The 25,422-nt window shown below is 63.3% G+C and carries 19 protein-coding genes and 2 pseudogenes; 9 read left to right on the top strand and 12 right to left on the bottom strand.

The window, feature by feature from the left end; all coding sequences use genetic code 11:
- Positions 1-1,363 (top strand): YadA family autotransporter adhesin (locus HDG34_RS12640; RefSeq protein WP_184060471.1); only part of this gene is annotated, 1,363 nt, incomplete at its 5' end.
- Positions 1,364-1,410: 47 nt separating this feature from the next.
- Here the strand turns inward: HDG34_RS12640 and HDG34_RS12635 are convergent.
- Positions 1,411-1,706: pseudogene (locus tag HDG34_RS12635) on the bottom strand (IS6 family transposase); the annotation flags it as partial.
- 373 nt (positions 1,707-2,079) lie between these two features.
- Here HDG34_RS12635 and HDG34_RS12630 point away from each other — a divergent pair.
- Positions 2,080-3,204, top strand: coding sequence for an acyltransferase (locus HDG34_RS12630; protein WP_184060469.1), 1,125 nt, complete (start codon positions 2,080-2,082; stop codon positions 3,202-3,204).
- A gap of 200 nt (positions 3,205-3,404) precedes the next feature.
- Here the strand turns inward: HDG34_RS12630 and HDG34_RS12625 are convergent, their stop codons facing one another.
- A complete protein-coding gene (locus HDG34_RS12625; RefSeq protein WP_184060467.1) occupies positions 3,405-5,303 on the bottom strand; it encodes an ATP-dependent metallopeptidase FtsH/Yme1/Tma family protein in 1,899 nt (632 codons plus the stop codon).
- Positions 5,304-5,907: 604 nt separating this feature from the next.
- Here HDG34_RS12625 and HDG34_RS12620 point away from each other — a divergent pair.
- Entirely contained in the window at positions 5,908-6,756 is an 849-nt protein-coding gene (locus tag HDG34_RS12620; RefSeq protein ID WP_184060465.1) for a shikimate dehydrogenase, read from the top strand.
- A gap of 128 nt (positions 6,757-6,884) precedes the next feature.
- The gene (locus tag HDG34_RS12615; protein WP_184060463.1) at positions 6,885-7,508 is read left to right on the top strand and encodes an ABC transporter ATP-binding protein; all 624 of its coding nucleotides are present in this window, start codon (positions 6,885-6,887) and stop codon (positions 7,506-7,508) included.
- A gap of 232 nt (positions 7,509-7,740) precedes the next feature.
- On the opposite strand, the gene HDG34_RS12610 is transcribed toward HDG34_RS12615, so the two are convergent.
- Both HDG34_RS12610 and HDG34_RS12605 read right to left on the bottom strand, forming a co-directional pair.
- Complete coding sequence (locus tag HDG34_RS12610) at positions 7,741-8,748, bottom strand: NAD(P)-dependent alcohol dehydrogenase (protein ID WP_184060461.1); 1,008 nt, start codon at positions 8,746-8,748, stop codon at positions 7,741-7,743.
- 99 nt (positions 8,749-8,847) lie between these two features.
- Entirely contained in the window at positions 8,848-9,162 is a 315-nt protein-coding gene (locus tag HDG34_RS12605; RefSeq protein WP_184060459.1) for an antibiotic biosynthesis monooxygenase, read from the bottom strand.
- A 190-nt stretch (positions 9,163-9,352) separates the two neighbouring features.
- Here HDG34_RS12605 and HDG34_RS12600 point away from each other — a divergent pair, with 190 nt between their 5' ends.
- Entirely contained in the window at positions 9,353-9,748 is a 396-nt protein-coding gene (locus HDG34_RS12600; RefSeq protein WP_184060457.1) for a DUF305 domain-containing protein, read from the top strand.
- A 13-nt stretch (positions 9,749-9,761) separates the two neighbouring features.
- Here HDG34_RS12600 and HDG34_RS12595 read toward each other — a convergent pair whose 3' ends face one another.
- From HDG34_RS12595 to prpC, 4 genes are all read right to left on the bottom strand, one after another.
- Positions 9,762-11,003, bottom strand: coding sequence for an MFS transporter (locus HDG34_RS12595; protein ID WP_090809240.1), 1,242 nt, complete (start codon positions 11,001-11,003; stop codon positions 9,762-9,764).
- A gap of 221 nt (positions 11,004-11,224) precedes the next feature.
- On the bottom strand, positions 11,225-12,412 hold the full coding sequence (gene prpF, locus HDG34_RS12590; RefSeq protein ID WP_184060455.1) for a 2-methylaconitate cis-trans isomerase PrpF: 1,188 nt from the start codon (positions 12,410-12,412) through the stop codon (positions 11,225-11,227).
- 106 nt (positions 12,413-12,518) lie between these two features.
- Positions 12,519-15,116 (bottom strand): Fe/S-dependent 2-methylisocitrate dehydratase AcnD, encoded by a 2,598-nt coding sequence (acnD, locus tag HDG34_RS12585; RefSeq protein WP_184060453.1) that lies wholly within the window; start codon positions 15,114-15,116, stop codon positions 12,519-12,521.
- 112 nt (positions 15,117-15,228) lie between these two features.
- Positions 15,229-16,398 carry a 2-methylcitrate synthase gene (gene prpC / locus HDG34_RS12580; RefSeq protein WP_184060451.1) on the bottom strand — a complete coding sequence of 390 codons (1,170 nt, stop codon included), beginning with the start codon at positions 16,396-16,398 and terminating at the stop codon, positions 15,229-15,231.
- A 237-nt stretch (positions 16,399-16,635) separates the two neighbouring features.
- Here prpC and prpR point away from each other — a divergent pair, with 237 nt between their 5' ends.
- A complete protein-coding gene (prpR, locus tag HDG34_RS12575) occupies positions 16,636-18,594 on the top strand; it encodes a propionate catabolism operon regulatory protein PrpR (RefSeq protein WP_184060449.1) in 1,959 nt (652 codons plus the stop codon).
- 495 nt (positions 18,595-19,089) lie between these two features.
- On the opposite strand, the gene HDG34_RS12570 is transcribed toward prpR, so the two are convergent.
- Positions 19,090-19,440, bottom strand: coding sequence for a hypothetical protein (locus tag HDG34_RS12570; RefSeq protein ID WP_221309120.1), 351 nt, complete (start codon positions 19,438-19,440; stop codon positions 19,090-19,092).
- A gap of 12 nt (positions 19,441-19,452) precedes the next feature.
- Positions 19,453-20,283: a hypothetical protein gene (locus HDG34_RS39080; protein WP_260321141.1), complete on the bottom strand. Its 831-nt coding sequence runs from the start codon at positions 20,281-20,283 to the stop codon at positions 19,453-19,455.
- A gap of 139 nt (positions 20,284-20,422) precedes the next feature.
- On the opposite strand from HDG34_RS39080, the pseudogene HDG34_RS12560 reads away from it, so the two are divergent.
- Positions 20,423-21,193 (top strand): annotated as a pseudogene (locus HDG34_RS12560) (isocitrate/isopropylmalate dehydrogenase family protein); the annotation flags it as partial.
- A gap of 96 nt (positions 21,194-21,289) precedes the next feature.
- Here the strand turns inward: HDG34_RS12560 and HDG34_RS12555 are convergent.
- Together HDG34_RS12555 and HDG34_RS12550 are read right to left on the bottom strand one after the other, a co-directional pair.
- Positions 21,290-22,912, bottom strand: coding sequence for a hypothetical protein (locus HDG34_RS12555; protein ID WP_184060448.1), 1,623 nt, complete (start codon positions 22,910-22,912; stop codon positions 21,290-21,292).
- On the bottom strand, positions 22,909-23,844 hold the full coding sequence (locus tag HDG34_RS12550) for a glycosyltransferase family 2 protein (RefSeq protein ID WP_184060446.1): 936 nt from the start codon (positions 23,842-23,844) through the stop codon (positions 22,909-22,911). Before HDG34_RS12550 ends, HDG34_RS12555 begins: the two co-directional genes overlap by 4 nt.
- Positions 23,845-24,210: 366 nt before the next feature.
- Here HDG34_RS12550 and HDG34_RS12545 point away from each other — a divergent pair, with 366 nt between their 5' ends.
- Complete coding sequence (locus HDG34_RS12545; RefSeq protein WP_184060444.1) at positions 24,211-24,906, top strand: class I SAM-dependent methyltransferase; 696 nt, start codon at positions 24,211-24,213, stop codon at positions 24,904-24,906.
- 13 nt (positions 24,907-24,919) lie between these two features.
- Positions 24,920-25,327, top strand: coding sequence for a GtrA family protein (locus tag HDG34_RS12540; protein ID WP_184039660.1), 408 nt, complete (start codon positions 24,920-24,922; stop codon positions 25,325-25,327).
- Positions 25,328-25,422 lie beyond the last annotated feature (95 nt).

Here is a 25,422-nt window from a genome sequence, read left to right as displayed (position 1 = left end):
CATTGCGGCCAACACGACGGCGATCACCACCATCGACGGCCGCGTGACCAACGTGGAAGGCTCGGTCACGAACCTGACGCAGCAGCTGGACGGCGGCAGCGTCGGCCTGGTGCAGCAGGACGCGACCAGCAAGGCCATCACGGTGGCCAGGGACCTGGACGGCACGACGGTGGACTTCGGTGGCACCGATGGCGCGCGCTCGCTGAGCGGCGTTGCCGACGGTGCGATTGCAGCGGGCAGCAAGGAAGCCGTCAACGGCAGCCAGCTGTATGCGAACTCGGCGAGCGTGGCCGCTGGTCTGGGTGGCGGCTCGACCGTGAACGCGGACGGCACGATCAGCGCACCGAGCTACAGCGTGGGCGGTACGACCGTGCATAGCGTAGGCGATGCCGTCACCAACCTGGATGACCGGGTCACGCAGAACACCACGGACATCACGAAGCTGCAGAACCAGGTGGGCGATGTCGGCACGCAACTGTCGGGCGCGGTGCAGTACGACCGTAACGGTGACGGTTCGGTGAACTTCGGTTCCGTGACGCTGGGTGGAGGCCAGAGCGCAGGTCCGGTGATCCTGACCAATGTGGCGAACGGCACGAGCCAGTATGACGCGGTAAACTACGGCCAGCTGTCGGCGTTGCAGGACCAGGTGACGGATCTCAACGGCCAGGTGAAGGATCTCGGTTCCCAGGTGTCGAACATCCAGCCGGTCACCCCGGATGTTTCGTCGTCGGACCGCAACAGTGAAGCAGTGGCTAACGCGGCGATGCCGGGTACCGGTGCGGGCAGCACGGTGGTTGGGGCAAACGCCAGCGCCGCAGCAGAGAACGCGGTGGCAGTGGGCACCAATGCGGCGGCGACCGGCGTCAACTCGACGGCGATCGGCACGGGCTCGCAGGCTGGCAATGCGAACTCGGTGGCGTTGGGTCAGGGCTCGGTGACGGATCGCGATAACTCGGTATCGGTGGGTTCAGCGGGTCACGAACGCCAGATCACCAACGTCGCAGCGGGTACGGCGGACACGGATGCAGTCAATGTCGGTCAGATGAACAGCTCGGTCGCACAAGGCGTTCAGCAGGCCAACAACTACACCGATCAGCGTATCAACGCGACCAACCAGGCGGTCAACAATCTCGCCAGGAACGCCTACTCGGGAATCGCCGCCGCTACCGCGCTGACGATGATTCCAGAAGTCGATCAAGGCAAGAAACTGTCGTTCGGTATCGCGGCAGCGACTTACAACGGTTATCAGGCGATCGCACTGGGCGGTACTGCTCGTATCAAGGACAACATCAAGGTGAAAGCGGGTGTTGGGATGTCCGCGGGTGGCACGACTGCCGGGATTGGTGCCTCGTATCAGTGGTAAGCGGTCGGCGGGAAAGGGTGCGTGTGCCCTCTCCCGCTTTTTCACGATTGATCAACAGCGCGCCACAGCAGGTAAGGCTCGCCGCGCAACGTCACAAATACTTCGTCAAGGTGCCATGTCGTGCCGGTCTTGCGACGCGCCGCTTTCACACGGTGGGCGAAACGGGCACCGAATTTATCGCACCAGCGTCGGACTGTTTCGTAGCTGACGATAACCCCCGCTCGAATAGCAGCTCTTCGATATCACGCAGGCTGAGCTGAAACCTGAAATACCAGCGGACCGCGGAACTGATGACCGCCGCTGGAAAGCGATGACCGTGGTAAAGCGATTTTTCATTCTTCATCACGCGATCTTACTCGGACATCTCAGCAACGTGACAGTGCCCATCAGCGTGCCGACCTGTGCGAACAACAAAAGACTCGATCGTTCAATGCATCACCTATGACGCAGGCGAAGGCGCTGACGATGCGCCTCTAATGTTCGCTTTCACAACGGCTTTCTGACATGGAGTCGTTGGCGACTGGTAATACTCGGCGCGTCTTTAGCGAACACGCGGAAAGTTTTGCGGCTTTTCATGCACGAAACAGGGACACCCGTCTTCATGGACGGAACGCGAGCCTCGAAAATAAATCATCGAACGCGCGCTGCGATTTTTTTCGCATTTTTTCCCCGTACGATGTTTTCGTGCTTTTCCGCCGCTTTGCGAATAGAGGTTTATGAAAAACAGAATTGCCGGATTCGATGGATTGCGCGCGATCGCTGTGCTGATGGTGTTTCTGCAGCATCGACTCTTCGGCGACATCGGCGAAATCGGGCATCTCGGCGTGTGGATCTTCTTCGCACTGAGCGGCTTTCTGATCATCGGCATCCTGTCGTCGCGGCGCGCGCGCATCGAAGAGGGCGACAGCTGTTTCCGCACCGAACTCGGGCGCTTTCTGTTTCGTCGCACGGTGCGCATCTTTCCGATCTATTACCTGATGCTCGTCGTGATGTGCGTGCTGATGGCATTCGGCCTCGCGAATCCGGAACTGGCGAGCGGCATGCCGTTTCACTTCGCGTATCTGTCCAACTTCTGGATCGGCTCGGTGCTGCGTTACTGGCCGGGCCGCTATTCGCACTTGTGGAGCCTCGCGATCGAGGAGCAGTTCTATCTCGTCGTTGCGCCGTTTTTGCTGCTGCTCGCGACGCGGCGACATCGAGCGGCATGTTGGGCGATCGTGGCGCTCGGCCTTGCCGCGCTGTTCGCGATGCGCGCCGCGCATTGGGATGAGATCACGATCTATACGCACCCGTTGAGCAATGTCTGGTTGCTCGCGTTGGGCGGCATCGGTGGTCTGGTGATCGAGGACGATCGCGGCCGCGTGCGTGCCTGGCTCGGTCATGGCCTGACGCTGTTCGCGCTGAGTCTGGTCGTGATCGGTTTGTGCGCGGCCGAGCCGAAGTGGAACATGCTCGACGATCCCTTGCTGTTTACCGCGATCAGCGCAACGTACGGGATCGGTATCGCGGCGCTGGTGGCTTCGATCGCGTGTTGCCGCAATGCTGCCGTGATGGGTCTGCTACAGACGCGTTGGCTCGCCGGTCTTGGGCGTATCAGTTACGGCTTCTATCTGTATCACAACCTGATCCCCGATCTGACGCGTAACCGTCACGCCGAGGCGTTGTTTGGCGGCAGCGTGCCGATGTGGGCACACATGCTTGGCATCGTCGCGTCGTTTGCGATTTCGCTTGGCATTGCGGTGCTGTCGTGGCGGTTGATCGAGGCGCCGATTTTGCGAGTGAAGACGCGCGGCGAATCGGTATTGAAAGCGGCGGAGAACGTCGCTTCCGACGTAGCCTGACAGATCGAACCAGGTCGCCGATCTATCCGGCTACGCGCCTCACGCTATCATTCGGCCTCACCACCCGACCGCCCTTCATCTGACGCACTCCACGGGACCGAACCGGCCAAACGAAAGAAGAACACGATGCGCGCGGCGCTTTCCCGCGATGCCGACCGACCCGGGATCGTCGGACTTCGCGTAGCGCATCATCAGGCCCGTCAAGCCGCCGCAGGCTCCTGCACGATCTTCAGCGTGCTCTTGTGCTCGGCGATGAACCGATAAACGGTGTCCCCGGGTACGGTCTCGTGCTCGAGCAACTGGTCCGAAATGTCGCGCAGTACCGGCTCGTACGCGTGCAGTAGCCCGTAGCAAAGTTCGTTGAGCTCCTTGAGCAGCACGTTCGCATGCTCGATTGCGCTCTTCATTTGCAGGCCCGCATACTGCGACGGCAGCGCCGCGAGACTGAACAGATCGCCGTCGCTGTTGAAGCCGAACTTCGACACCATGTCGAGGCTGATACGCGAGGCCTCCTGCAAGTCCGACGCGGCGCCGCTCGATGCTTCGGAGAACATCAGAATCTCCGCGTTGCGTCCGCCGAGCAGCACCTGGATCTCGTTGCGGATTTCCGTTTCGCGGTACAGGTGCTTGTCCTGCGCCTTCGTGATCAGCGCGACGCCAAGCGCGCCGCCACGCGGCAGAATCGTCACTTCCTCGAGCACGCCGGTGCCAAGCAGCGCCGCGACCAGACCATGACCCGCCTCATGCACCGCGATGCGCCTGCGCTCGTCCTCGGTGAGCGCGCGCTCGGCGCCGCTCACGTCGCCGATGCGCGCGATCTTGATCGCTTCCATGAAGTGCTTCGCGGCGATTTCGTTATCGCCCGCCTTGCGCGCGATCAGCCCCGCCTGATTCACGACCATCGCGACGGTGGCCGGCGACAGTCCAGTCGTCAAACGCGCGAGCTGGTCGTAGTCGATATCCGCCGCCTTCGATTTCAGCCGCTGCGCGTAGAAACGGAAAATCTTGGCGCGGTCTTCGCGATCCGGCAGACGCACCTGCACCGTGCGATCGAAACGGCCGGGACGGCGCAATGCTTCGTCGAGATTGTCGGGATGGTTGGTCGCGGCCACGACGATCACGCCCTCGTTCGACTCGAAGCCGTCCATCTCCGCGAGCAGCTGGTTGATGATCCGGTTGCTTTCGGCTTCGACCGGACCACCGCCGGTGTCGGTTCGTTTCGCGAGACCGTCCGCTTCGTCGATGAAGATGACCGTCGGCGCGTTCTTGCGCGCGAGTTCGAACAGGTGCCGCACCTTCTGGATACCGACACCGTAGTACTTCGCGCTGAAATAGCTGCCCGTGATCGAAATGAAGTTCGCACCGCATTCGCCGGCCAGCGCCTGAGCGAGCCGCGTCTTGCCGACGCCGGGCGCGCCGACCATCAGGATGCCGCACGGCGCGCGCACGCCCAGCGACGAGAACTGCTTCGGATCGGACAGGTAACCGCGAATGTCGGCGAGCGCGGCCTTCGCTTCGTTCGCGCCGATCACGTCGTCGAAACGCAGCGTCGGCGTTTCGCTGAGCAGCTTCGCGCCGCCCTTCATCTCGCGTCGCATGAACCACGCCATGCCGCCGATCAGCACGAGCGGCAGCAGCACGCTCAGCGCGTCGCGGAACTGGTCGAACAGCTGGGTCCAGCGTGCGCCGTCGCTGTGGATGTCGACGTCGGGCAGCCACACGAGCTGATACGCGGCGGCGTCGGAGCGCTCGCCCAGCAGCAGCGCGTGCGAGAAGGTTGCGTTGTGATCGGTGACGAAGTACTTCGAGCCGTCACGCAGCGACACCAGAATCGCGTTGGGACTCACGCCGATCGCCGCGACGTTGGTGTCGTGAATGTCGCGCAGCATCGTCGACGCATCCTTCTCCGCATGCGTCCACGCGGATGCATCGTGACGCATCTGGCTCGCAATGCCGCTCAGCGCCGGCGCCTGCGGCTCGGCGCGATGCTGGATATACCAGACGCCCCAACCGACCAACACCGCGATCAGCACCGCCACAGCCGCCACCGCAATTTTGCGTGCGCGCTTTTTCCCAAGCGAATTATTTCCCGGCTTCATGAGTCATTTCCAAAATGCGGACTTGAACAAGCCCTTACTTAATCAAGCTTTCTGTCAAACTTACCTGTCGAAATCGGAAGGCGGAGTCTGCGGAAAATCGGCTGGGGGCGAAGCGCCACACGGCGAGGCTCAAAGGACAATTCAGAAGGACGACGATCTGTGCGTCCCGGTGAGCCGCGTTAGCCGAAGGTAGTATGCCGGCGGTACGCGTCTGTCAAAGCCGCGGAAAGGGCCTATTTGTACCATCTATCCGGCCATCGACACGCCGGAAGGGGACGCGGCAAGCGTGCGTAGGGCGTCGCCGCCTTGGCTCCGCGCACAGTTTATCAGCGTAAAAAGCAGCGCGTGTTTTTAATGTCTATATCTAACCGCACCCCAATTAAAATCAGTCACAATCACTGACAAAGCGTAATTAGACGGACCTAAATGATCTGAAAATAGGCCACGATTAAGTCAGGATTTTGGAATCAGCTGGCAGGATGAGCAACGGCTCTCTACGGACCCGTTCCCGTCATCGCCACTTTTCTCTCAGGTTCTGCTTTTGGGTGCCGGCGCCGAGCGGCATCGACAGTTCTTTCCTACGCTGCACTCAGGAGGTTCGACTATGCAGCGGGCTGAAACCCCTTCCTTCGCGGCGTCGCTCGACGCGGGTCTGAGCGGCGCGACGCGCGTGTATTTCATCGTCGGCGATCCGATTGCGCAGGTGCGCTCGCCGTCCGGCGTGACCGCCGCGATGCGTTCGGCCGGCCGCGATGCGCTGGTGGTGCCCGCGCACGTCGCGCCAGCCGATCTGCCGGCTTTTTTCGCGGGCATCGCGCCGATGCGCAACGTCGACGGCGTGATCATCACGGTGCCGCACAAATTCACCGCGGCGAGCTATTGCGCGACGCTCGCCGAAGAAGCCGCGTTCCTTGGCGCGGTCAACACGCTGCGCCGCAACGCCGATGGCGGCTGGCATGGCGGCATGTTCGACGGCACCGGCTTCGTTGCGGCGCTCGTCGCGGCGGGCTGCGAACTACGGGGCAAGCGCGCGCTGCTGGTCGGCGCGGGCGGCGCGGGCTCGGCGATCGGCCATGCGCTGATTCAGCGCGGCGTCGGCTCGCTCGACGTGCGCGACAACGACGTCGAACGCACCGGCTCGCTGACCGCACGGCTCAATGCGCTCGGCCGAGGCAGGGCGCGCGGTGCGGCGGCCGACCTCGACCCGAGTCCGTATGACGTGGTCGTCAACGCGTCGCCGCTCGGCATGCGCGCGGGCGATTCGTTGCCGATCGACGTCGCGCGCTTGCCGGCCACGACTTTTGTCGGCGATGTCGTAACGAAACCGCCACTTACGCCGCTGATCGAAGCGGCACGCGCGCGCGGTTGCCCGACCGTGACGGGCACGCAGATGTTCGAACGCGTGTGTGATCGGATGGTGGAGTTCTTGCTGGAGACGCCGACGTCTGCGTAACGGCGCGAAGGAACCAGGCGCGCGCTGCTACACTGGCGCGAAATTGCCGTGGCGCAGATCCCGCACGGCATGCACGAGGCGTGGCGCAATCCTGCGCCGCGTTCACATCGCCCTCTGCGCGCCAACCCATGCTTCGATTCGACAACCTCAGCAAGCGCTATAGCGACCGCGTCCTGTTTGAAGGACTGCACTTCGACGCGACGTCCGGCTGCGTCGCGTTGAACGATGAATCCGGCAGCGGCAAATCGACGTTGCTCGCCATCCTCGCCGGCGCGCTCGAACCCGACACCGGCGACGTATGGCTCGGCGGTCATTCGCTGCGCGCCGCGCCGCATGCCGCGCAAGCGCTGCTCACGTATGTGCCGGAAGACAGCATGAGCTGGCCCGATCAGACCGGCCGCGATTATCTGCGGCAGGTTGCGGCGGCGCGGCATACCGCGCTGACCGACGACGTGCTCGCGCTCGCCGAACGCTTCGGCCTCGCGCCGCATCTGGACAAACGTTTCGAGCAGATGTCGTATGGCAGCCGCAAAAAGGTGTTTCTGACGGCGGCCGCGCTCGGCGAAACCCGCGTGCTGATCGCCGACGAACCGGCCGGCGGACTCGACGCGTCAGCGCGCGCGGTGCTCGCCGAGCTGTTCAGAACGCTCGGCACGACGCGCACGCTGTTTTTCACGAGTTACGACGAAGGGTTCACGCAGGCCTGCGAGGCGACGGGTGTCTGTTTCGCGGACCTCGCGAGGGGAATTTGAGCTAGGGCCTGTTCACGCTAATAACGGGCTTGCGCTGGCCGCCAGAAGGGCCGAGCGCAAGGATTGCGACGCAACGAATACTCGACGTATTCACAAGGAGCATGACGCGGCGATCGGCCCTTCTGGCGGCCAGCCCCTTGAAGGTTTTTTTAAAACAGGGGAACCCGTTATTAGCGTGAACAGGCCCTAGCGATCCCGCGGGTCATGCGGGCCGGGCGCGAGCGTTGAATCCTCAGATCGCCACACAAATCTTGCCGAAGTGCGCACCCGATGCCTCGTGCCGGAACGCGTCGGCGAGCTTGTCCAGCGCGAACGTGCTGTCGATCACCGGCTTGATGCCCGTGGTCTCCAGCGCGCGCACCATGTCGATCTGATCCTGCCGGCTGCCGACGATCAGCCCTTGCAGACGCTGTTGCCGCGCCATCAGATGCGCGGTCGGCACCGGACCCGCGCGGCCGGTCAGCACGCCGATCAGCGCGATGTGCCCGCCGATGCGGCATGCGGTGATCGACTGCGGCAGCGTGCCGGGACCACCCACTTCGATCACGTGATCGACGCCGCGCCCGTTGGTGATGTGACGCACTTCTTTGCCCCATTCGGGATTGTCGCGATAGTTGATCGTATGGTCGGCACCCAGTTCGCGCAGCTTCGCGAGCTTCGCATTCGACGACGACGTCGCAATCACCGATGCCCCCATCGCCCTCGCCATCTGCAAGCCGAAGATCGACACGCCGCCGGTGCCGAGCACGAGCACGCTGCTGCCTGCCTTCAACTGACCATCGACGACCAGCGCGCGCCACGCGGTCAGCCCCGCCGTGGTCAGCGTCGCCGCTTCGGCGTGGCTGTAGCCGGCCGGCGCGCGCGTGAAGTAGTGGCTCGGCAGCACGACGACTTCGCGCGCGTAGCCGTCGACGCCGTCGCCGGGGGTGGTCGCAAAATCGCCGATCGCGGGCGAACCGTTTTCCCAGTGTGGGAAGAAGCAGGACACGACGTGATCGCCGGCCGTGAATTCGCGCACGCCTGCGCCGACCGCTTCGACGACGCCCGCGCCATCGGCCATCGGGATGCGGCCCGCTTCGGCCGGCAGATTGCCGCTGACGACGCCGTAGTCGTGGTAGTTCAACGAACTAGCGCGAATGCGCACGCGAATCTGCCCGGCCTCGGGCTGACCGGGATCGGCGAGATCGACGACCTGCAGGCTATCGACTGTGGCGGGAGAACCGATTCTGACGGCTTTCATGTTTTCGATCCTTGGTGAGTGGTGCGCTGCCGTGAGCAGCTCGATGTCCACGCGCGATGCGCGTCGGATGTGCATGCGCCATGCCCGCGCGAGACCGCGTTATTTGACGGTCTGGATGACTTCGAAGCCTTCGAATTCCGGGTGGCCGAGATACAGCACGCGGCTTTCGTTACCGGCACTGCGATGCGCGGCACGAAACGCGTCGGACTTCGTCCATGTCTCGAACGATGCATGGTCGCGCCAGATCGTATGGCTCGAATAGAGGACGTGATCGTCCTTGCGCGGTCCCTTCAGCAAATGAAATTCGACGAAGCCCGGCACCTCTTTCAGATGGGTGTCGCGGGTGGTCCACAGATGTTCGAAGGCGTCCTCGGAGCCGGGCGCCACCTTGAAGCGGTTCATCGCGATGTACATGCTGTCAGCCTCGTTGAGTGAGTGATGCTGCCAATGATGCTGGCTTGGTCATCCAGTCGCGTTTCATTATAGGCGTGCGTTGCTTTGCCTCCGCTTGACCTTACCACGGTAGGAAGATCCACGATGTCCGACGTGACCGTTAGAATCGCGCGGATCACGTCGCCACACTCTTCAACAACGGAAAACCAATATGAAAAACCTTCGCGCGTTGCGCGCTCTCTGTGTGTTCGGCGGTTTGGCATTCGCGGCGGCGGCTCTGCCCGCTCACGCGCAACATCAGGGCATGCCCGGCATGGACATGCCGGATTCGGCGCATACCGACGCGGGCGCATCGACGCAAGCCTTCAAGGCCGCCGACGAACGCATGATGCATGACATGAGCGCCCCCGAATACACCGGCGACGCCGACCGGGATTTCGTCGCGCACATGATCCCGCATCACCAGGGCGCGATCGAGATGGCGCAGGCGGAGTTGAAATACGGCAAGGACCCGGAGATCAAGCGGCTCGCGCGCAACATCATCAAGGCGCAGCATGACGAGATCGCGTTCATGCGGCGCTGGCAGGAAAAGCACGGCGGCAAGTAACGCAGCGCGAGCATCACCAGCGTGGCTGCTTGCGCAACAGCGGCGTCATCGCGATCAGACCGATGATCGGCCCAGGCAGCAGCAGCCATGCGACGCGCACGTCGAGCGCGTGAAATACGCTGGTCGACCACAGGATCGAGCAGGCGGACAGGAAAAAGCCGAAGCTGTTCTGCAGCGTCAGCGCGCCGCCGATCTTGTCGGCGGGACAGGCCTTCACGGACAGCGCCGAAAACTGCGGCGAATCGGCGATCACGCTGATGCCCCACACGAGTAGTAACCCGAGCTGCGCGGCGGTGCCGAGCCCCGTGGTCAGCGGATAAATCGCGCACAGCGTGCCCGAGATCGTCAGCGCGAGAGCGGCGGTACGCGCGCTGCCGACCACCTGGCTGAGTCTGCCGCCGAACAGGCAGCCGAGCGCGCCGATCGCGATGATCAGGAACGACCACAACGCGACGGTGCCCGGCGCCGCCGGCGCCCCGCTCGCGAACGCGCGCTGCACGAGCAGCGGCGTCAGCGTCCAGAACGCGTACAACTCCCACATGTGACCGAAATAGCCGAGCGCGGCCGAGCGAAACTCGCTGATGCGCACGACCTGCCCGACGCCCGCCGACAAACCGAAGCGTCGGCTGCCCGAGCGCCGCGCGTGCGGCCCTTCTCCGAGCACGAACACCAGCAGTGCGCCGATCACCGCGAGTCCTGACGAAGTGAGCACCACGGTTTGCCACGGCACGCTCGACAGCAACGCACGAATCGCATGCACCGACGCCGTGCCGAGCGTCAGCATCGCAACGAGCAACGCGAGCGTCTGCGCGGCGCGGCGCGGGTCCCACGTAACGAGCAGCTTCATGCCGAGCGGATAGATGCCGGCAAGCGCGACGCCCACGCCGAAGCGAAACACGAGCGCCGACGCGAGCCCGCTGCTGCACAGCGCGAACAGCGCATTCAAGGTCGCGCCGAGCACGCCGCAGACGGCGAACACCTTGCTCGCCGACACGCGATCCGCGAGTCCGGTGGTCGCCGACAGCAAGGTCCCGACGATAAAGCCAGCCTGCACCGCATTCGTCAGCCAGCCGATACCGGACGCGCTCAGATGCCAGGCGATCTGCAGATCGCGCATCGCGCCGTTCGCGCTGAACCACAACGACGTACCGAGCAATTGCGCAATCGCGATCACGAGCACCGCGCGTCTCGCGCGCGCGATGTCGTGCGCCGCGTCGCCGGACTTCGTTGCGTCGGCGTCCAGCCTGTTCTGCATCGTGGCTCCTCTGCGTCGGGACTGAGTCGGCCGCTGGGGAGTGGTTATGGGAGCGCGGCCGAAGCGGCCATTGTAGACGACGCGAAGGTTTGCATCGGCCGCGTTGCGCAATGCGTCGTCCGGTTCGACCGCGAGCACCGTATGCCCCCATCGCCGCGAGCGCGACGGCCTGCCCTACGTAGCCTTCCGTGCCGCTGACGTTGGCCGACACCGGCGCCGCCTCAGCCCTGCTGCGGTACCCTGACCCACCCCTCCATCAACACGCGCGCGCTGCGGCTCATGATCGCCTTCGTGACGACCCACTCGCCGTCCTGCAGACTCGCCTGCGCGCCGACGCGCAACGTGCCCGACGGATGCCCGAAGCGCACCGACTCACGCTCGCCGCCGCCCGCCGCCTGATTGACGAGCGTGCCCGCGATCGCCGCCGCGGTGCCGATCGCGACCGCCGCCGTGCCCATCATCGCGTGATGCAGCTTGCCCATCGACATCGCGCGCACCAACAGGTCGACGTCGCCCGCGCGCACCGGCTTGCCGCTCGACGCCACGTAATCGACCGGCTTCGCGACGAATGCGACCTTCGGCGTGTGCTGCCGCGTCGCGATCTCGTCGAGATGCTTGATGAGCCCCATGCGCAGCGCGCCATGCGCGCGAATCGTCTCGAACATCGCGAGCGCCTTCGCGTCGCTGTTGATTGCGTCCTGCAACTCGGTGCCCTTGTAGCCGATCGCCTCGGCGTCGACGAAGATCGTCGGGATGCCCGCGTTGATCATCGTCGCCTTCAACGTGCCGACGCCCGGCACTTCCAGGTCGTCGACGAGGTTGCCGGTCGGGAACATCGCGCCGCCCGCGCCTTCTTCGTCGGCGGCCGGGTCCATGAATTCGAGCGGCACTTCGGCGGCCGGAAAGGTCACGCCGTCGAGTTCGAAGTCGCCGGTTTCCTGCACCGCGCCATCGCTCATCGGCACGTGCGCGATGATCGTCTTGCCGATATTGGCCTGCCAGATGCGCACGATCGCGACGCCGTCACGCGGCACGCGGCCCGCCTCGACGAGGCCCGCGCTGATCGCGAACGGTCCCACCGCGGCCGACAGGTTGCCGCAATTACCGCTCCAGTCGACGAACGCCTTGTCGATCGACACCTGCCCGAACAGATAGTCGACGTCGTGACCGGGCCGGCTGCTGCGCGAAATGATCACGGTCTTGCTGGTGCTCGACGTCGCGCCGCCCATGCCGTCGATCTGCTTGCTGTACGGATCGGGACTGCCGATCACGCGCATCAGCAGCGCGTCGCGCGCGGCGCCCGGTCGCTGCGCGGCCTCGGGCAGATCCTGCAGACGGAAAAACACGCCCTTGCTGGTGCCGCCGCGCATATAGGTGGCCGGAATCTTGATCTGGGGAAGGTGGGCCATGAAGGTGTCCTGAGGTGACATGTTCTTTGATGAAGGGCGATGCGGCTCGTCAAGCCGCATCGCCCTGGTCTGTTGCGACGTTCACTGCAAAACGCGCGTCTACCCGTCAAGCCGCCGCTCTGGTCGACTCGAGAAAGTCCTGCGCGAAACGCTGCAGCACGCCACCGGCTTCGTAGATCGACCCCTCTTCGGCCGTATCGAGCCGGCACGTCACCAGCACTTCGACGCGCTCGCCGTTGCGGCGATGAATCACCAGCGTCAGATCGGCGCGCGGCTTGCGCTCGCCGATCACATCGAACGTCTCCGTGCCGTCGATGCCGAGCGTCAGGCGATTCACGCCGGGCTTGAATTCGAGCGGGAGCACGCCCATGCCGACGAGGTTCGTGCGGTGAATCCGCTCGAAGCCTTCCGCGACGATCGCTTCGGTGCCGGCCAGCCGCACGCCCTTCGCGGCCCAGTCGCGCGACGACCCCTGGCCATAGTCGGCGCCCGCGATCACGATCAGCGGCTGCTTGCGCTCCATATACGTTTCGATCGCTTCCCACATGCGCGTGACCTTGCCCTCGGGCTCGATGCGCGCGAGCGAACCGGCCTTCACCTGGCCATTCTCCAGCACCATCTCGTTCTTCAGCGTCGGGTTCGCGAAGGTCGCGCGCTGCGCGGTCAAGTGATCGCCGCGGTGCGTCGCGTACGAATTGAAGTCCTCCTCGGGCAGGCCCATTTTCGTCAGGTATTCGCCGGCCGCGCTGTCGGGCAGAATCGCGTTCGACGGCGACAGGTGGTCCGTCGTGATGTTGTCGCCGAGCACGGCCAACGCTCGCATGCCCTTCAGCGTGCGCTCGCCGGCGAGCGCGCCTTCCCAGTACGGCGGACGGCGAATATAGGTGCTTTCTTCGCGCCAGTCGTACAGCGGGTCGGCCTTCGCGCCGGTGTCGGGGGAGACCGCGAACATCGGTTCATACACTTTGCGGAATTGCTCGGGCTTCACGCTCGCGGCGACGATCGCATCGATCTCCGCATCCGACGGCCACAGATCTTTCAGCGTGACCGCATGACCGTCCGCATCGACGCCGAGCACGTCCTTCTCGATGTCGAAGCGGATCGTGCCCGCGATCGCATAGGCGACGACCAGCGGCGGCGACGCGAGAAATGCCTGCTTCGCGTAGGGGTGGATCCGGCCGTCGAAGTTGCGGTTGCCCGACAGCACGGCGGTCGCATATAGATCGCGCTCGATCACTTCCTTCTGAATCACCGGGTCCAACGCGCCGGACATGCCGTTGCACGACGTGCACGCATACGCGACCACGCCGAAGCCGAGCTGTTCGAGTTCAGGCAAGAGGCCTGCCTCTTCCAGATACAGCGTGACCGCCTTCGAGCCCGGCGCGAGCGAGCTCTTGACCCACGGCTTGCGCACGAGTCCACGCCGGTTCGCGTTGCGTGCGACGAGGCCCGCCGCGATCATGTTGCGCGGATTGTTCGTGTTGGTACAGCTCGTGATCGCGGCGATGATCACCGCGCCGTCCGGCATCAGACCGGGCTCGTTCTCGACCTTGCCGCTGACGCCGCGCGCGGCCAGCTCCGACACCGGCAAGCGGCGATGCGGATTCGACGGCCCCGCGAGCGTGCGCACCACGCTCGACAGATCGAACTCGAGCACGCGCTCGTAGTCGGCGTGCTTCAGCGTATCGGCCCACAAGCCGGTTTGCTTCGCATACGTTTCCACGAGTTTGACGAGTTCGTCGTCGCGGCCGGTCAGCTTCAGATAGCGGATCGTCTGCTCGTCGATGTAGAACATCGCGGCAGTCGCGCCGAACTCGGGCGCCATGTTCGCGATCGTCGCGCGATCGCCCAAGGTCAAATTCGCCGCGCCCTCGCCGTAAAACTCGAGGTACGCGCCGACCACCTTCTCTTTGCGCAAGAACTCGGTCAACGACAGAACCACGTCGGTCGCGGTGATGCCCTCGCCCGGCTTGCCGCTCAGCTCCACGCCGACGATATCGGGCAGCCGCATGTACGACGCGCGGCCGAGCATCACGCTCTCCGCTTCGAGGCCGCCGACGCCGATCGCGATCACGCCGAGCGCATCGACCATCGGCGTATGCGAGTCGGTGCCGACCAGCGTGTCGGGAAACGCTACACCGTCCTTCACCTGCACGACCGGGCTCATGCGTTCGAGGTTGATCTGATGCAGGATGCCGTTGCCCGGCGGAATCACGTCGACGTTGCGGAACGCGCGCTTGGTCCAGTTGATGAAATGGAAGCGGTCTTCGTTGCGGCGATCTTCGATCGCGCGATTCTTCGCGAACGCGTCCGGATCGAAACCGCCGCACTCAACGGCCAGCGAGTGATCGACGACCAGTTGCGTCGGCACCACCGGATTCACGAGCGCCGGATCGCCGCCTTGCGCGGCGATCGCATCGCGCAGACCCGCCAGATCGACGAGCGCGGTCTGGCCGAGAATGTCGTGGCACACGACGCGCGCCGGGAACCACGGAAAATCGAGCTCGCGCTTGCGTTCGATGATCTGTTTCAGCGAAGCGGTCAGCGTCACCGGATCGCAGCGGCGCACCAGGTTTTCGGCGAGCACGCGCGACGTGTACGGCAGCTTGTCGTAGGCGCCGGATTTGATTGCGTCGACCGCGGCACGCGTATCGAAGAAGTCGAGCTTGGTGCCCGGAAGGCGTTTGCGGTTGGCAGTATTCATGGCGTAGGGACAGGACGGTTATCGGCCGCCGGACAGGATGCCGGCGGCGTCCGGCGGCGCTTCTCGCGCGCGGCCGGTTGGACAGTGCAGGCAGTTTAGCTCGCTGCTCGCGTCAAACGCGCTTCGCCAGCGGCACGAACGGCAGATCGTCCGGACCGGTGTAATTCGCGCTTGGGCGGATGATCTTGTTGTCGACGCGCTGCTCGATGATGTGCGCGCTCCATCCTGCCGTACGCGAGATCACGAACAGCGGCGTGAACATCGCGGTCGGCACGCCCATCATGTGATACGACACCGCGCTGAACCAGTCGAGATTCGGGAACATCTTCTTCGCGTCCCACATCACCGATTCGAGCCGTTCGGCGATCGAGAACAGTTTCGTGTTGCCCGCTTCCTTCGACAGCTTCTTCGCGACTTCCTTGATGATCTTGTTGCGCGGGTCCGAGATCGTGTACACCGGATGGCCAAAGCCGATCACGACTTCCTTGTTCTCGACGCGGCGGCGGATGTCGGCTTCGGCTTCGTCAGGCGTCTGGTAGCGCGACTGGATTTCGAACGCGGCTTCATTGGCGCCGCCGTGTTTCGGGCCGCGCAGCGCGCCGATCGCGCCGGTGACCGCCGAGTACATGTCCGAGCCCGTGCCCGCGATCACGCGGCCGGTGAACGTCGACGCGTTGAACTCGTGCTCCGCGTACAGGTTCAGCGACACGTGCATCGCATCGACCCACGCCTTCGACGGCTCGACGCCATGCAGCAGATGCAGGAAATGCCCGCCGATCGAATCGTCGTCGGTTTCGACCTCGATGCGCTTGCCGTTGTGCGAGTAGTGATACCAGTACAGCAGCATCGAGCCGAGCGAGGCCATCAGCTTGTCGGCGATATCGCGCGCGCCGGGCAGGTTGTGATCGTCTTTCTCGGGCAGCACGGTGCCGAGCACCGACACGCCGGTGCGCATCACGTCCATCGGATGCGCGGCGGCCGGAATCCATTCGAGCGCGGCTTTCACGTTGGCGGGCAGGCCGCGCATCGACTTCAGCCTGGTCTTGTACGCGGTCAGTTCGGCCTGGGTCGGCAGCTTGCCGTGGACCAGCAGATACGCGATCTCCTCGAATTCGCACGCCTCGGCGATGTCGAGAATGTCATAGCCGCGATAGTGCAGATCGTTGCCGGTCTTGCCGACCGTGCACAGCGCGGTGTTGCCCGCGGTCACGCCCGACAGCGCGACGGATTTTTTCGGTTTGAAAGCGCCTGCGTTCGGCGTGCTGTTGTCTGCTTCGCTCATCGATTGTCTCCAGAAAGGGTTGGAATTTGGCCATTGCTTCGACTGGGCTGCCTTGTACGCAAAGAACGGGCCAGCCCGCTCACCACCAGCTAAGTACCTGATTTGGCGGGAGTCCGGCGAAGCGATGACGCGACCCCGTCCGACGCTCGATTTCATTAATGAAACTCCGGATTTCAAATCGGCAATGAATGCTCGCATAATGGAGGTCCCGAACCATCCCGTTGCGAGCCGTCCGCCTTGAGCACGCCTCTTTATGAACCGCCGCAGCGTCCGCGCGTCTGGGCGCTCAGCATTAGCCGCCTGCGCGATCTGTTCTTCGACATCGCCGGCGAATACGTGGAACGCGCGGATGTTCGCATCGTGTCGCACGCCTTCGAAGACGCGGTGCGCGAAATCGAGGCCGCGGGCGCCGCGCGGCCCGACGTCGTGCTCGCGGGCGGCTCGAACGGCGCGTATCTGAAGACGCGCGTGTCGGTGCCGGTCGTGCGGATCAGTCCGACCGGCTACGACGTCATGCATGCGCTCGCCCGCGCGCGTCGGGAAGGCGCGCGCGTCGCGCTCGTCACGCACGGCGACACGCCCGACGAAGTGCGGCGGTTCGCCGCCGCGTACGCGCTCGATGTCACGTTCGCGTCGTATCAGTCGGCGCAGGACGCGGAGAGCGTCGTGCTCGATCTCAGCGATCGTGGCATCGACGTCGTGGTCGGCCCAGGCATGGTCACCGACCTCGCCGCGAACGCCGGCATGGGCGCGGTGTTTCTTTACTCGCGCGCGTCGGTGCGGGCCGGTTTCGACACCGCGCTCGAAGTCGCGCAGGCGACGCGCCGCGAAACCGTGCGACGTCAGCGGCTCGACACGCTGCTGCAGCACCTGCGCGACGGCGTGGTCGCGCTCGATGCGCAAGGCCGCGTCGAACTGATGAACCAGCGGCTCGCGAGCGTGCTCGGTATCGATGCCGCGAAGGCCGTCGGCCGCGCGCTGCTCGAACTCGCGCCCGACCTCGCGGGCAGTCTGCCGGACGCGGAGGGCGACAGCTTCTGCACGGTGCGCGGCGCCAGCTATGTCGTGCATCGCGGGCCGCTCGCAAGCAGCGGCGCGGCGCCGGGCACCGTACTGACGTTTCAGGAATCGCGCGCGGTCGAACGGCTCGATCGGACGCTGCGCGCGCGTCAACGCGTGCAGCAGTTCACCGCGCGCTACCGGCTCGACGATATCGTCGGCGCGTCGGAATCGATCGAACGGGTGCGCGCGCTCGTCGTGCGTTATGCGAGGTCGGACGCGACCGTGCTGATTCTCGGCGAAAGCGGCACCGGCAAGGAAATGGTCGCGCAGAGCATGCATCAACTGAGCGCGCGACGCGACTTCGCGTTCGTCGCGATCAATTGCGGCGCGTTTCCGGAGGCGCTGCTCGAAAGCGAACTGTTCGGCTACGAGGAAGGCGCGTTCACCGGCGCGCGCAAGGGCGGCAAGGCGGGGCTGATCGAGGTCGCGCATCGCGGCACGCTGTTTCTCGACGAGATCGGCGAGATGCCGTTGCCGTTGCAGAGCCGCCTGTTGCGCGTGTTGCAGGAGCGCGAGGTGGTGCGGCTCGGATCGACGGAGCCGATGCGCGTCGATATCCGCATCGTCGCGGCGACGCATCGCGCGCTGACCGACGCCGTCGCAGAGGGCAGTTTCCGTGCCGATCTGTACTACCGGCTCAACATCCTCAGCATCGCGCTACCGCCGCTGCGCGAGCGGCCGAACGACCTGCTGCCGCTCGCCGCCGAACTGTTGCGCCAGGCGGCCGCGCGCGAGCCGAGGCTGGCGGCGCGCGTGCCCGACGCGCCGACCGCCGCTCGCATGCTGGAGGGTTTGGGCGCGGCGTTGCGGCGCTATGCGTGGCCGGGCAATGTGCGCGAGTTGCAGAACGTGATCGAGCGGATCGCGGTTGAACTCGCCGATGGCGATGCGGACACGGATGCGAGTGCGGCGCTCGTCACGCGCGACATGCTGCGCGCGATCGCGCCGGAAGTCGTCGAGCCCATCGCGCGCGCGAAGCCGGCGGCGCTGACGCTGCGCGAGCGCAGCCGTCATGTCGAGGCCGATGAAATCCGCGCGGTGCTCGCGGTTCACGACGGTGATCGCGATGCGGCTTGCGCCGCGTTGGGCATCAGCAAGACGACGCTGTGGCGCAAGCTGAATTCGGGGCGGTAGAGATGGTTACGGTTTCACTGCCCGCACGATCACGCCGTTCCAACCGAATACGACGCGATGCGCATCCATGCGGAATACGGCCGCGCAATTGTCGCTGTCCAGCAGTAGGGTCTTCGGCGGCAAGCCCGTATCTTCGAGGTTGATACCGTAATAGTCCTTGAGCTTCGGCGCGGTCTCGACGGTTCGGACGTTGAAACCGCCGTGCGGACGACAGCGCTCGCCTGCGAATTCGATCTGCCCCAGTCGATATGCTCAGCACCTTGCCGAGCAGTCGTTTTGCCTCAGGTATTCCGCCCGAAACATCGCTGTATCCGACCACCTCGGTGACGGTCCATTTTCCGTTGAATGATGGCGGGGTGGCCGTGAGCCCGGCGGCAGAGCAGGTGGTCGCAATCAGGCAAATTACTAGCGCCGGGTACAGTGGTTTTAGCATCACGGCGACTGCTTCCCGAAAGGCGCCGATTCCCGTAGTCGCAGATTCACGAGTCGAATCGCCTACTCAGCGTCGATCTCGAGCGTCTCAAATTCCACAGCTAGCTCCGCGCCGGCCGTTGCGAGGACTAGCGCTACTTGAGGCCCCGGCGTCTTCGAAAACCGCTCGCTTTTAGAGAGCATGGCACGGGCGAGATCGTAATTCGTGTCCCCCGGCGTGAGGATCTTCATCTCAAAGACGATGTTATTGGACACGCTGAAATGTTCAACGGTGCAGCGACTGGTTCCGCTAAAAGTTGCCGCTGCTCGCTTCCCTTCATCCTCCAACATGACAATAAGTTTATGCTTATCCCGAACCACGAGAGCGTTGATATACCAGTCGTGGAAGTAACCAAATTCCTTGAGTTTGTCCATCAAACAAATCCTTTACCAAGGTAGCAGCGAAAATGCATTTCCCTTATCTCTAACGCCATTTTCCCAATTATGGGAGTGTGGAACGCCAAACCCGTGATCGTGACCGAAATCAATATCGACGGCCGCGTTACCGTCTCCGTCATATAAGCGCCATTGTTTCTTGCCCGATGTGTTTTCGACCCATTGGTTAGGTAACCCTCCTTCTGAGGGAAGCCATGCCGTTTGCATTTCACCGCCCGTGGGAATGTCCTCGCTGTACTCAAACGGCTGAGCTTCGCCTAACGAACCAACACGGGGAGAATACGACGGCGTACCGGCATTCTGCGGCACCCGGGGGCTGTTGCCAAAGAGGGACCAGAGCCTGTCTGCGTCGTTCGGTTGCCGCGCGCACACGGGGCTTGACCGGGACGCCTTTTCCCGCTGCTCCCGTATCGCCTGCACGCACTTGAGCATCTCGTCCCGCTCAGGGACGAAGATCAGGCTACCGTCTTTCACTTCGTTGTACAGGGCTTTGGCAACCTCTTCGTCTTTCATTCTGTACATATGAAAGCGGTTGTCACTCCGGCCGAGCATATCGCGTAACTCGTATGGCTGGTGCGACAGCAGCATGGATGGGCTATATCGCAGCCACGCTGCGCGCGCTTCCTCCATGCCCTGCACAATGTCGTCGTGTGACTCGCGCGGCACGCTCGCCGGCCATGCAAAATGGAACCACCGATCCACGTCAAACAGCCAGCGAGACCTGATGTGAAGGTTGAACGATCTGTAAAGGCTGACCGAGAACAGATGTCCGTGCCGCCTTTCACGGACCTCATGGTAAGAACCCAGGGAAAGTGAAGTCATCGTGCCTCACAGTCAATAAAGGAGGCCCGATTGTGCATCAAGGTACCATCCCAAAAAACCCCTGGTTAAGCCTTGCAGGAGGGGCACGCCGCGCCTGGCACGGCATGAACGAATGCACCACGAATAAAATAACCACCACCATCTGCGGCCCGCACGGCTCTTTGCGGGCGTTCCCTCGCCGCTCGCGGGACGCAAGGCCGGCGACATCGACTTCTGGATCGTGCGCGAGAACACCGAGGGCGAGTATTCGTCGGTGGGCGGCGTGATGTTCGAAGGCACCGAGCGCGAGTTCGTGCTGCAGGAGTCGGTGTTTACGCGGCATGGCAGCGAGCGCGTGCTGAAGTTCGCGTTCGATCTCGCGCAGCGCCGCGCGCGCAAGAAAATCACCGTCGCAACGAAGAGCAACGGCATCGCGATCAGCATGCCGCGGTGGGACAAATGCGCGGCCGGCGTCGCCGCGCAGTATCCGGACGTCACGTGGGACAAGCAGCACATCGACATCCTGTGCGCGCGTTTCGTCCTGAACCCGGACCGTTTCGACGTGGTCGTCGCGACCAATCTGTTCGGCGACATCCTGTCCGATCTCGGCCCCGCGTGCACGGGTACGATCGGCCTCGCGCCGTCGGGCAACCTGAATCCGGACCGCAAGTTTCCGTCGCTGTTCGAGCCGGTGCACGGCTCGGCACCCGATATCGCCGGCAAGCACATCGCGAATCCGATCGCGATGATCTGGTCGGCCGCGATGATGCTCGACTTCCTCGGTCATTCGAGCGGCAAGGAGCGCGAAGCGCACGACGCGATCCTGAAGGCGATCGAGGCGACGCTGATCGAGGGTCCGCACACCGGCGACCTCGGCGGCAAAGCAAGCACGAGCGAAGTCGGCGAGGCGATCGCGGCAAAACTAGCCTGATATGAACGACGCGCCAGGCCCATCAAAGCGCGCTGCGAATGCCTGGCCGCCGATCGTTCCACATGAAGGGATGACGGCGCAACGCCGGACGCGCCGTTATCGACAGTTGCGCCGCTCGTAGAGCGACCATTCGCCCTCGTGCGTCACCAGGGCGACATCGCATTCGCCATTGGCGAAGAAATCTTTCGGCAACGGCCCCTCCTTGCGAACGAAGAAATAGCGGTACAGACGGCCATTGTCCTTATTCCATTCGAAACCCGCCGGATCGTGTTCGAGCGTCAGCGGGGCCATAGGCATCATGCCCGGCCTGAAGCGCGCGATCTGCGGCACGTAAGTCGCGAAGTTCGGATCGACGAAACCGTGTTTCTCCGCCTGATACCACAGCGACTGGTGCTCGTACGCGGCCGGGCTCCTGTACGCAGGACTCGCGCGATCGAATATCAGACTTAGCGCGCGTTGATCCGGTTCGGTCCGTGACAGCAGCGCGTCCAGCGGCGCGTTCTCGACGGCGAAACGATGCAGACGAACCGTCTGGTCAGCAAAGAAGATCCAGCATCCGGCGATGATCAACGCTTGTACGGCGACGCCGGGCAGCGCACCCCGGTTCGAACCGGACGACGCACGGCGAGCGCCGTTCGCCGGCGTTTGCGGCGCGCAGAACATCAACGCGTACGCGGGCAACAGAAATAGCGCGAAACGGTGATACAGGTACGCAGTCTTCAGCGCCGTGCCGGGCACGACGAACCACACGAACGCCACGGCGAGCATCGGCACGATGACCGAGCGATCGGGATTGATCCTGTTGCGCCACAGCCACGGCGCGGCGAACATCAGCGCGACGAGCGGCAAATACACGGCCGCGCTTTTGTTCATGCCCCACACGTAGACGGGCAGCGAGAGCACCCGCTGCAAGTCGAAGCCCCATTTGAATACGTCTACGCCGGGCACCGTCTGCCCGAGCAGCGGATCGGTCGCGCGGCTCCACAACATATACGCGATGCACAGCACACCGAGCGGCACGAACGGCGCGAGCGCGAGGATCTTGCGGACGAACGTCTTCTGTTTGAACAGCACGAAGCCGACGCCTACCGCCATCGCAAGCAGAAACACGAGCCCGTGACAGAAGAACAGCGCCGTGCCCGCAACCAACATCCATACCCCCTTCCTGACGGAAGTCGCCTTCGCATAGTCGTGCGAGAGCCACATGAACAGAATGCCCAACGGGGTCGCGACCAGAAACGTATAGAAGCCCCACATGAAGGCGAAGCCGAAAAATCCCGGCACGAACAGCCAGTCGAGCCGTGGATCGCCGCCCAGATACCTGCGAAAGCCCACGCATGACGCCACGAACGCGAAATACGCGAGCATCAGCACGCAATTGAGCGCGGCGCCGATCGGCATCAGATACGTGAGCGGCAGCGCGAGGCCGTAGCCGACGAGATACGGCGTCAGCAGATTGAGCTGCACGAGGTTTTGCCACGGCGACGTATGCTCGAGCAGATCGCGCAGCAACATCACCTGTCCCGCGTGTTGCGGCAAGTCCACCAAGGGCGGACGCGGCGCGATCCAGAACAACGCTCCGCCATACAGCACGGTGACGATGAAAAGCACGCGCGGAAGAATGGTGGCGAGCCGGCCGAAGCGCGAAAACAGCGCGTCTGCGGACACCACGTCGGCGCCCGGGGTCGCCGGCGCCGAACGATCGACGGGAAAATTCATAACGTTTGCTCAATGATGAAACGAGGACGCTGCTTGGTTTCGGCGTACGTCTTCGAGATGTAGCCGCCGATCACACCGAGGAAGAGCAACTGGATACCGCCGAGAAAGTACATTGGGATTACCGTCGAAGCCCAGCCGGGCACCGTGAGGTTGGTGAAGATGCGCGCATAGGCGGCCCATGCGCCGAAGCACAGCGAGCCGATCGCCAGCAATGCGCCGATGCGCGTACTCCATTGCAAGGGAACGGCGGAGAACGACGTGATGCCGTCCAGCGCGAGGACGATCATTTTGCTGAGCGGGTATTTGCTCTCGCCCGCAAAGCGCGCGGCGCGCTCGTACTCGACGATCGCAGTCTTGAACCCGAGCAGCGGAATGATGCCGCGCAGGAAAAGATTGACCTCCTGAAACTGACGCAACGCTTCCACTGTCTTGCGGCTCATCAGGCGAAAATCCGCGTGGCCCGGCAGGATATCGACGCCGAACGTCCGGAGCAACTTGTAGTAGTTGCGAGCGGTGAAGCGCTTGAAGAATGTGTCCGTCGTACGTTTGTGACGCACGCCGAAGACGATTTCCGCACCCGACTGATATTCCGCGAGCATGCGTGGAATGGCTTCGATATCGTCCTGAAGATCCGCGTCGAGGCTCACGAGTACATCGCCTTGAGCCGTCATCAGACCGGCGAGCAGCGCATTCTGATGACCGCGATTGCGCGAGAGTTTGATGCCGCCGCAGCGGGCATTCTGCGCGTGCAGCACTTCGATGATCGACCAGGTACGGTCGCGGGAACCATCGTCAATGAAAGTGATGCGGCTTTCGTTGCTCACCTCGCCGGCTTCGATCAATCGCTCCAGAAGTGCGAGCAGCCGCTTGCTTGTCTCGGTGATAACCTCTTCTTCGTTGTAGCACGGTACGACGAGATTCATCGTCGTCATAGGCAACTCCCCATTCTGAAGCTGGCTCGACCCAGAGTCAGGCACAGAGTCCGGCGTTTAACCTAGTTGGACATTAGTACGCATCGCCGACCACAGGCAAGCATACGGACCTCTTTGTCCGAAATGTACTAAGGCATCGGAAAAAACGTCGAATTAGAGCCGCAACGGAATTACCACATCGGAATACGAACAACCACTTTTTACTGGCACTGGTCTGCATCAGCATGCCGATACGCGCAAGGCCATGCGATTGTTCGCGTGGTCCCGTATGATTGGGTCTGGAGACAATGGAGAATGCATGAACCGTCACGCCAGATCGCTTTCCAATTGCCTTTGGAACGGATGTTCACGGAAAGGATGAATAGCATGGACAAGGCCGAGTTCGACAGCTTTGCTGACGAGTATCTTTCGCTGCACGCCCGTAACATCGCGGCATCGGGAGAAGGTCCGGAGTTTTTCGCCGAGTACAAGATCCGCGACATCGCCGAGGAGATGACGCGACGCGATGCGCTGCCCGCGCGCATGCTCGATTTCGGATCGGGCGTGGGCACGTCGATTCCATGGGTGAAGCGCTATTTGCCGGACGCACAGCTCACGTGCGCGGATGTATCGGAGCGTTCACTGGAAGTCGCGCACAGCCGCTTTCCCGATTCCTCGCGCTTCGTCCACTTCGATGGTCACACGCTGCCTTTCGAGCAGGGCGAATTCAATCTCGCCTATGCGATGTGCGTGTTCCATCATATCGATCACGCCGAGCATGTTCATTTGTTGGGCGAACTGAAACGCGTCGTGGGTCCGCGGGGCACGGTCGTCATCTTCGAGCATAATCCGCTGAACCCGCTGACCGTCAGGGCGGTCAACACCTGCGAGTTCGATGTGAACGCCAAACTGATCACCGCGCGCAACATGAAGCGGGCGTGCCTCGATGCGGGCTTTTCCGACGTTGTCGTGCGCTTCCGGATTTTCTTTCCTCACATGCTGGCCAAACTGCGTCCACTCGAAAAATATCTGACCCATGTTCCGCTCGGCGCCCAATATGCCGTCTACGCGAGCGCCGCATGAAGGCGGCCATTCGATGAACAGTCTACGCACGACAGCATCGCGTACCGAACCTCTTCGCCAGTTCATCAAGTATCTTCTGGTTGGCGGCCTCAATACGGTGATCTCGGCCGCCATCATCTTTATCGTGCAGGCGGCGGGCGCGATTCCTGTAGTTGCGAACATAGTCGGCTACGCGATGGGTGTGGGACTGAGCTTCGCGCTCAACAGCAGGTTCACGTTCAGGACGGAGGCCACGCGGCACACCGCCATCCGCTTTCTGATCGTCGTGCTGATCTCGTACCTGGCCAATCTCGCGACGATGGTTTCGGTGTTGCATCTCACGCACGCGCCCTATCTCGCGCAACTGTGCGGCATTCCCGTCTACGTGATCGTGGGCTTTCTCGGCAACCGGTATTGGGCGATGCGCGGGCGCGCACGCTGAAGATGCGCCTCGCATCCGCACGTCATTGATATCCGTTCACGATTTTGTCGACGTGGCGGGATACGGTAAGCACATGTCGGAAGAACATTTACTAT

This window comes from Paraburkholderia sp. HC6.4b (assembly GCF_014200875.1).
Taxonomy (GTDB): Bacteria; Pseudomonadota; Gammaproteobacteria; order Burkholderiales; family Burkholderiaceae; genus Paraburkholderia; species Paraburkholderia tuberum.
This window is presented reverse-complemented; position numbering and strand designations above follow the sequence as displayed.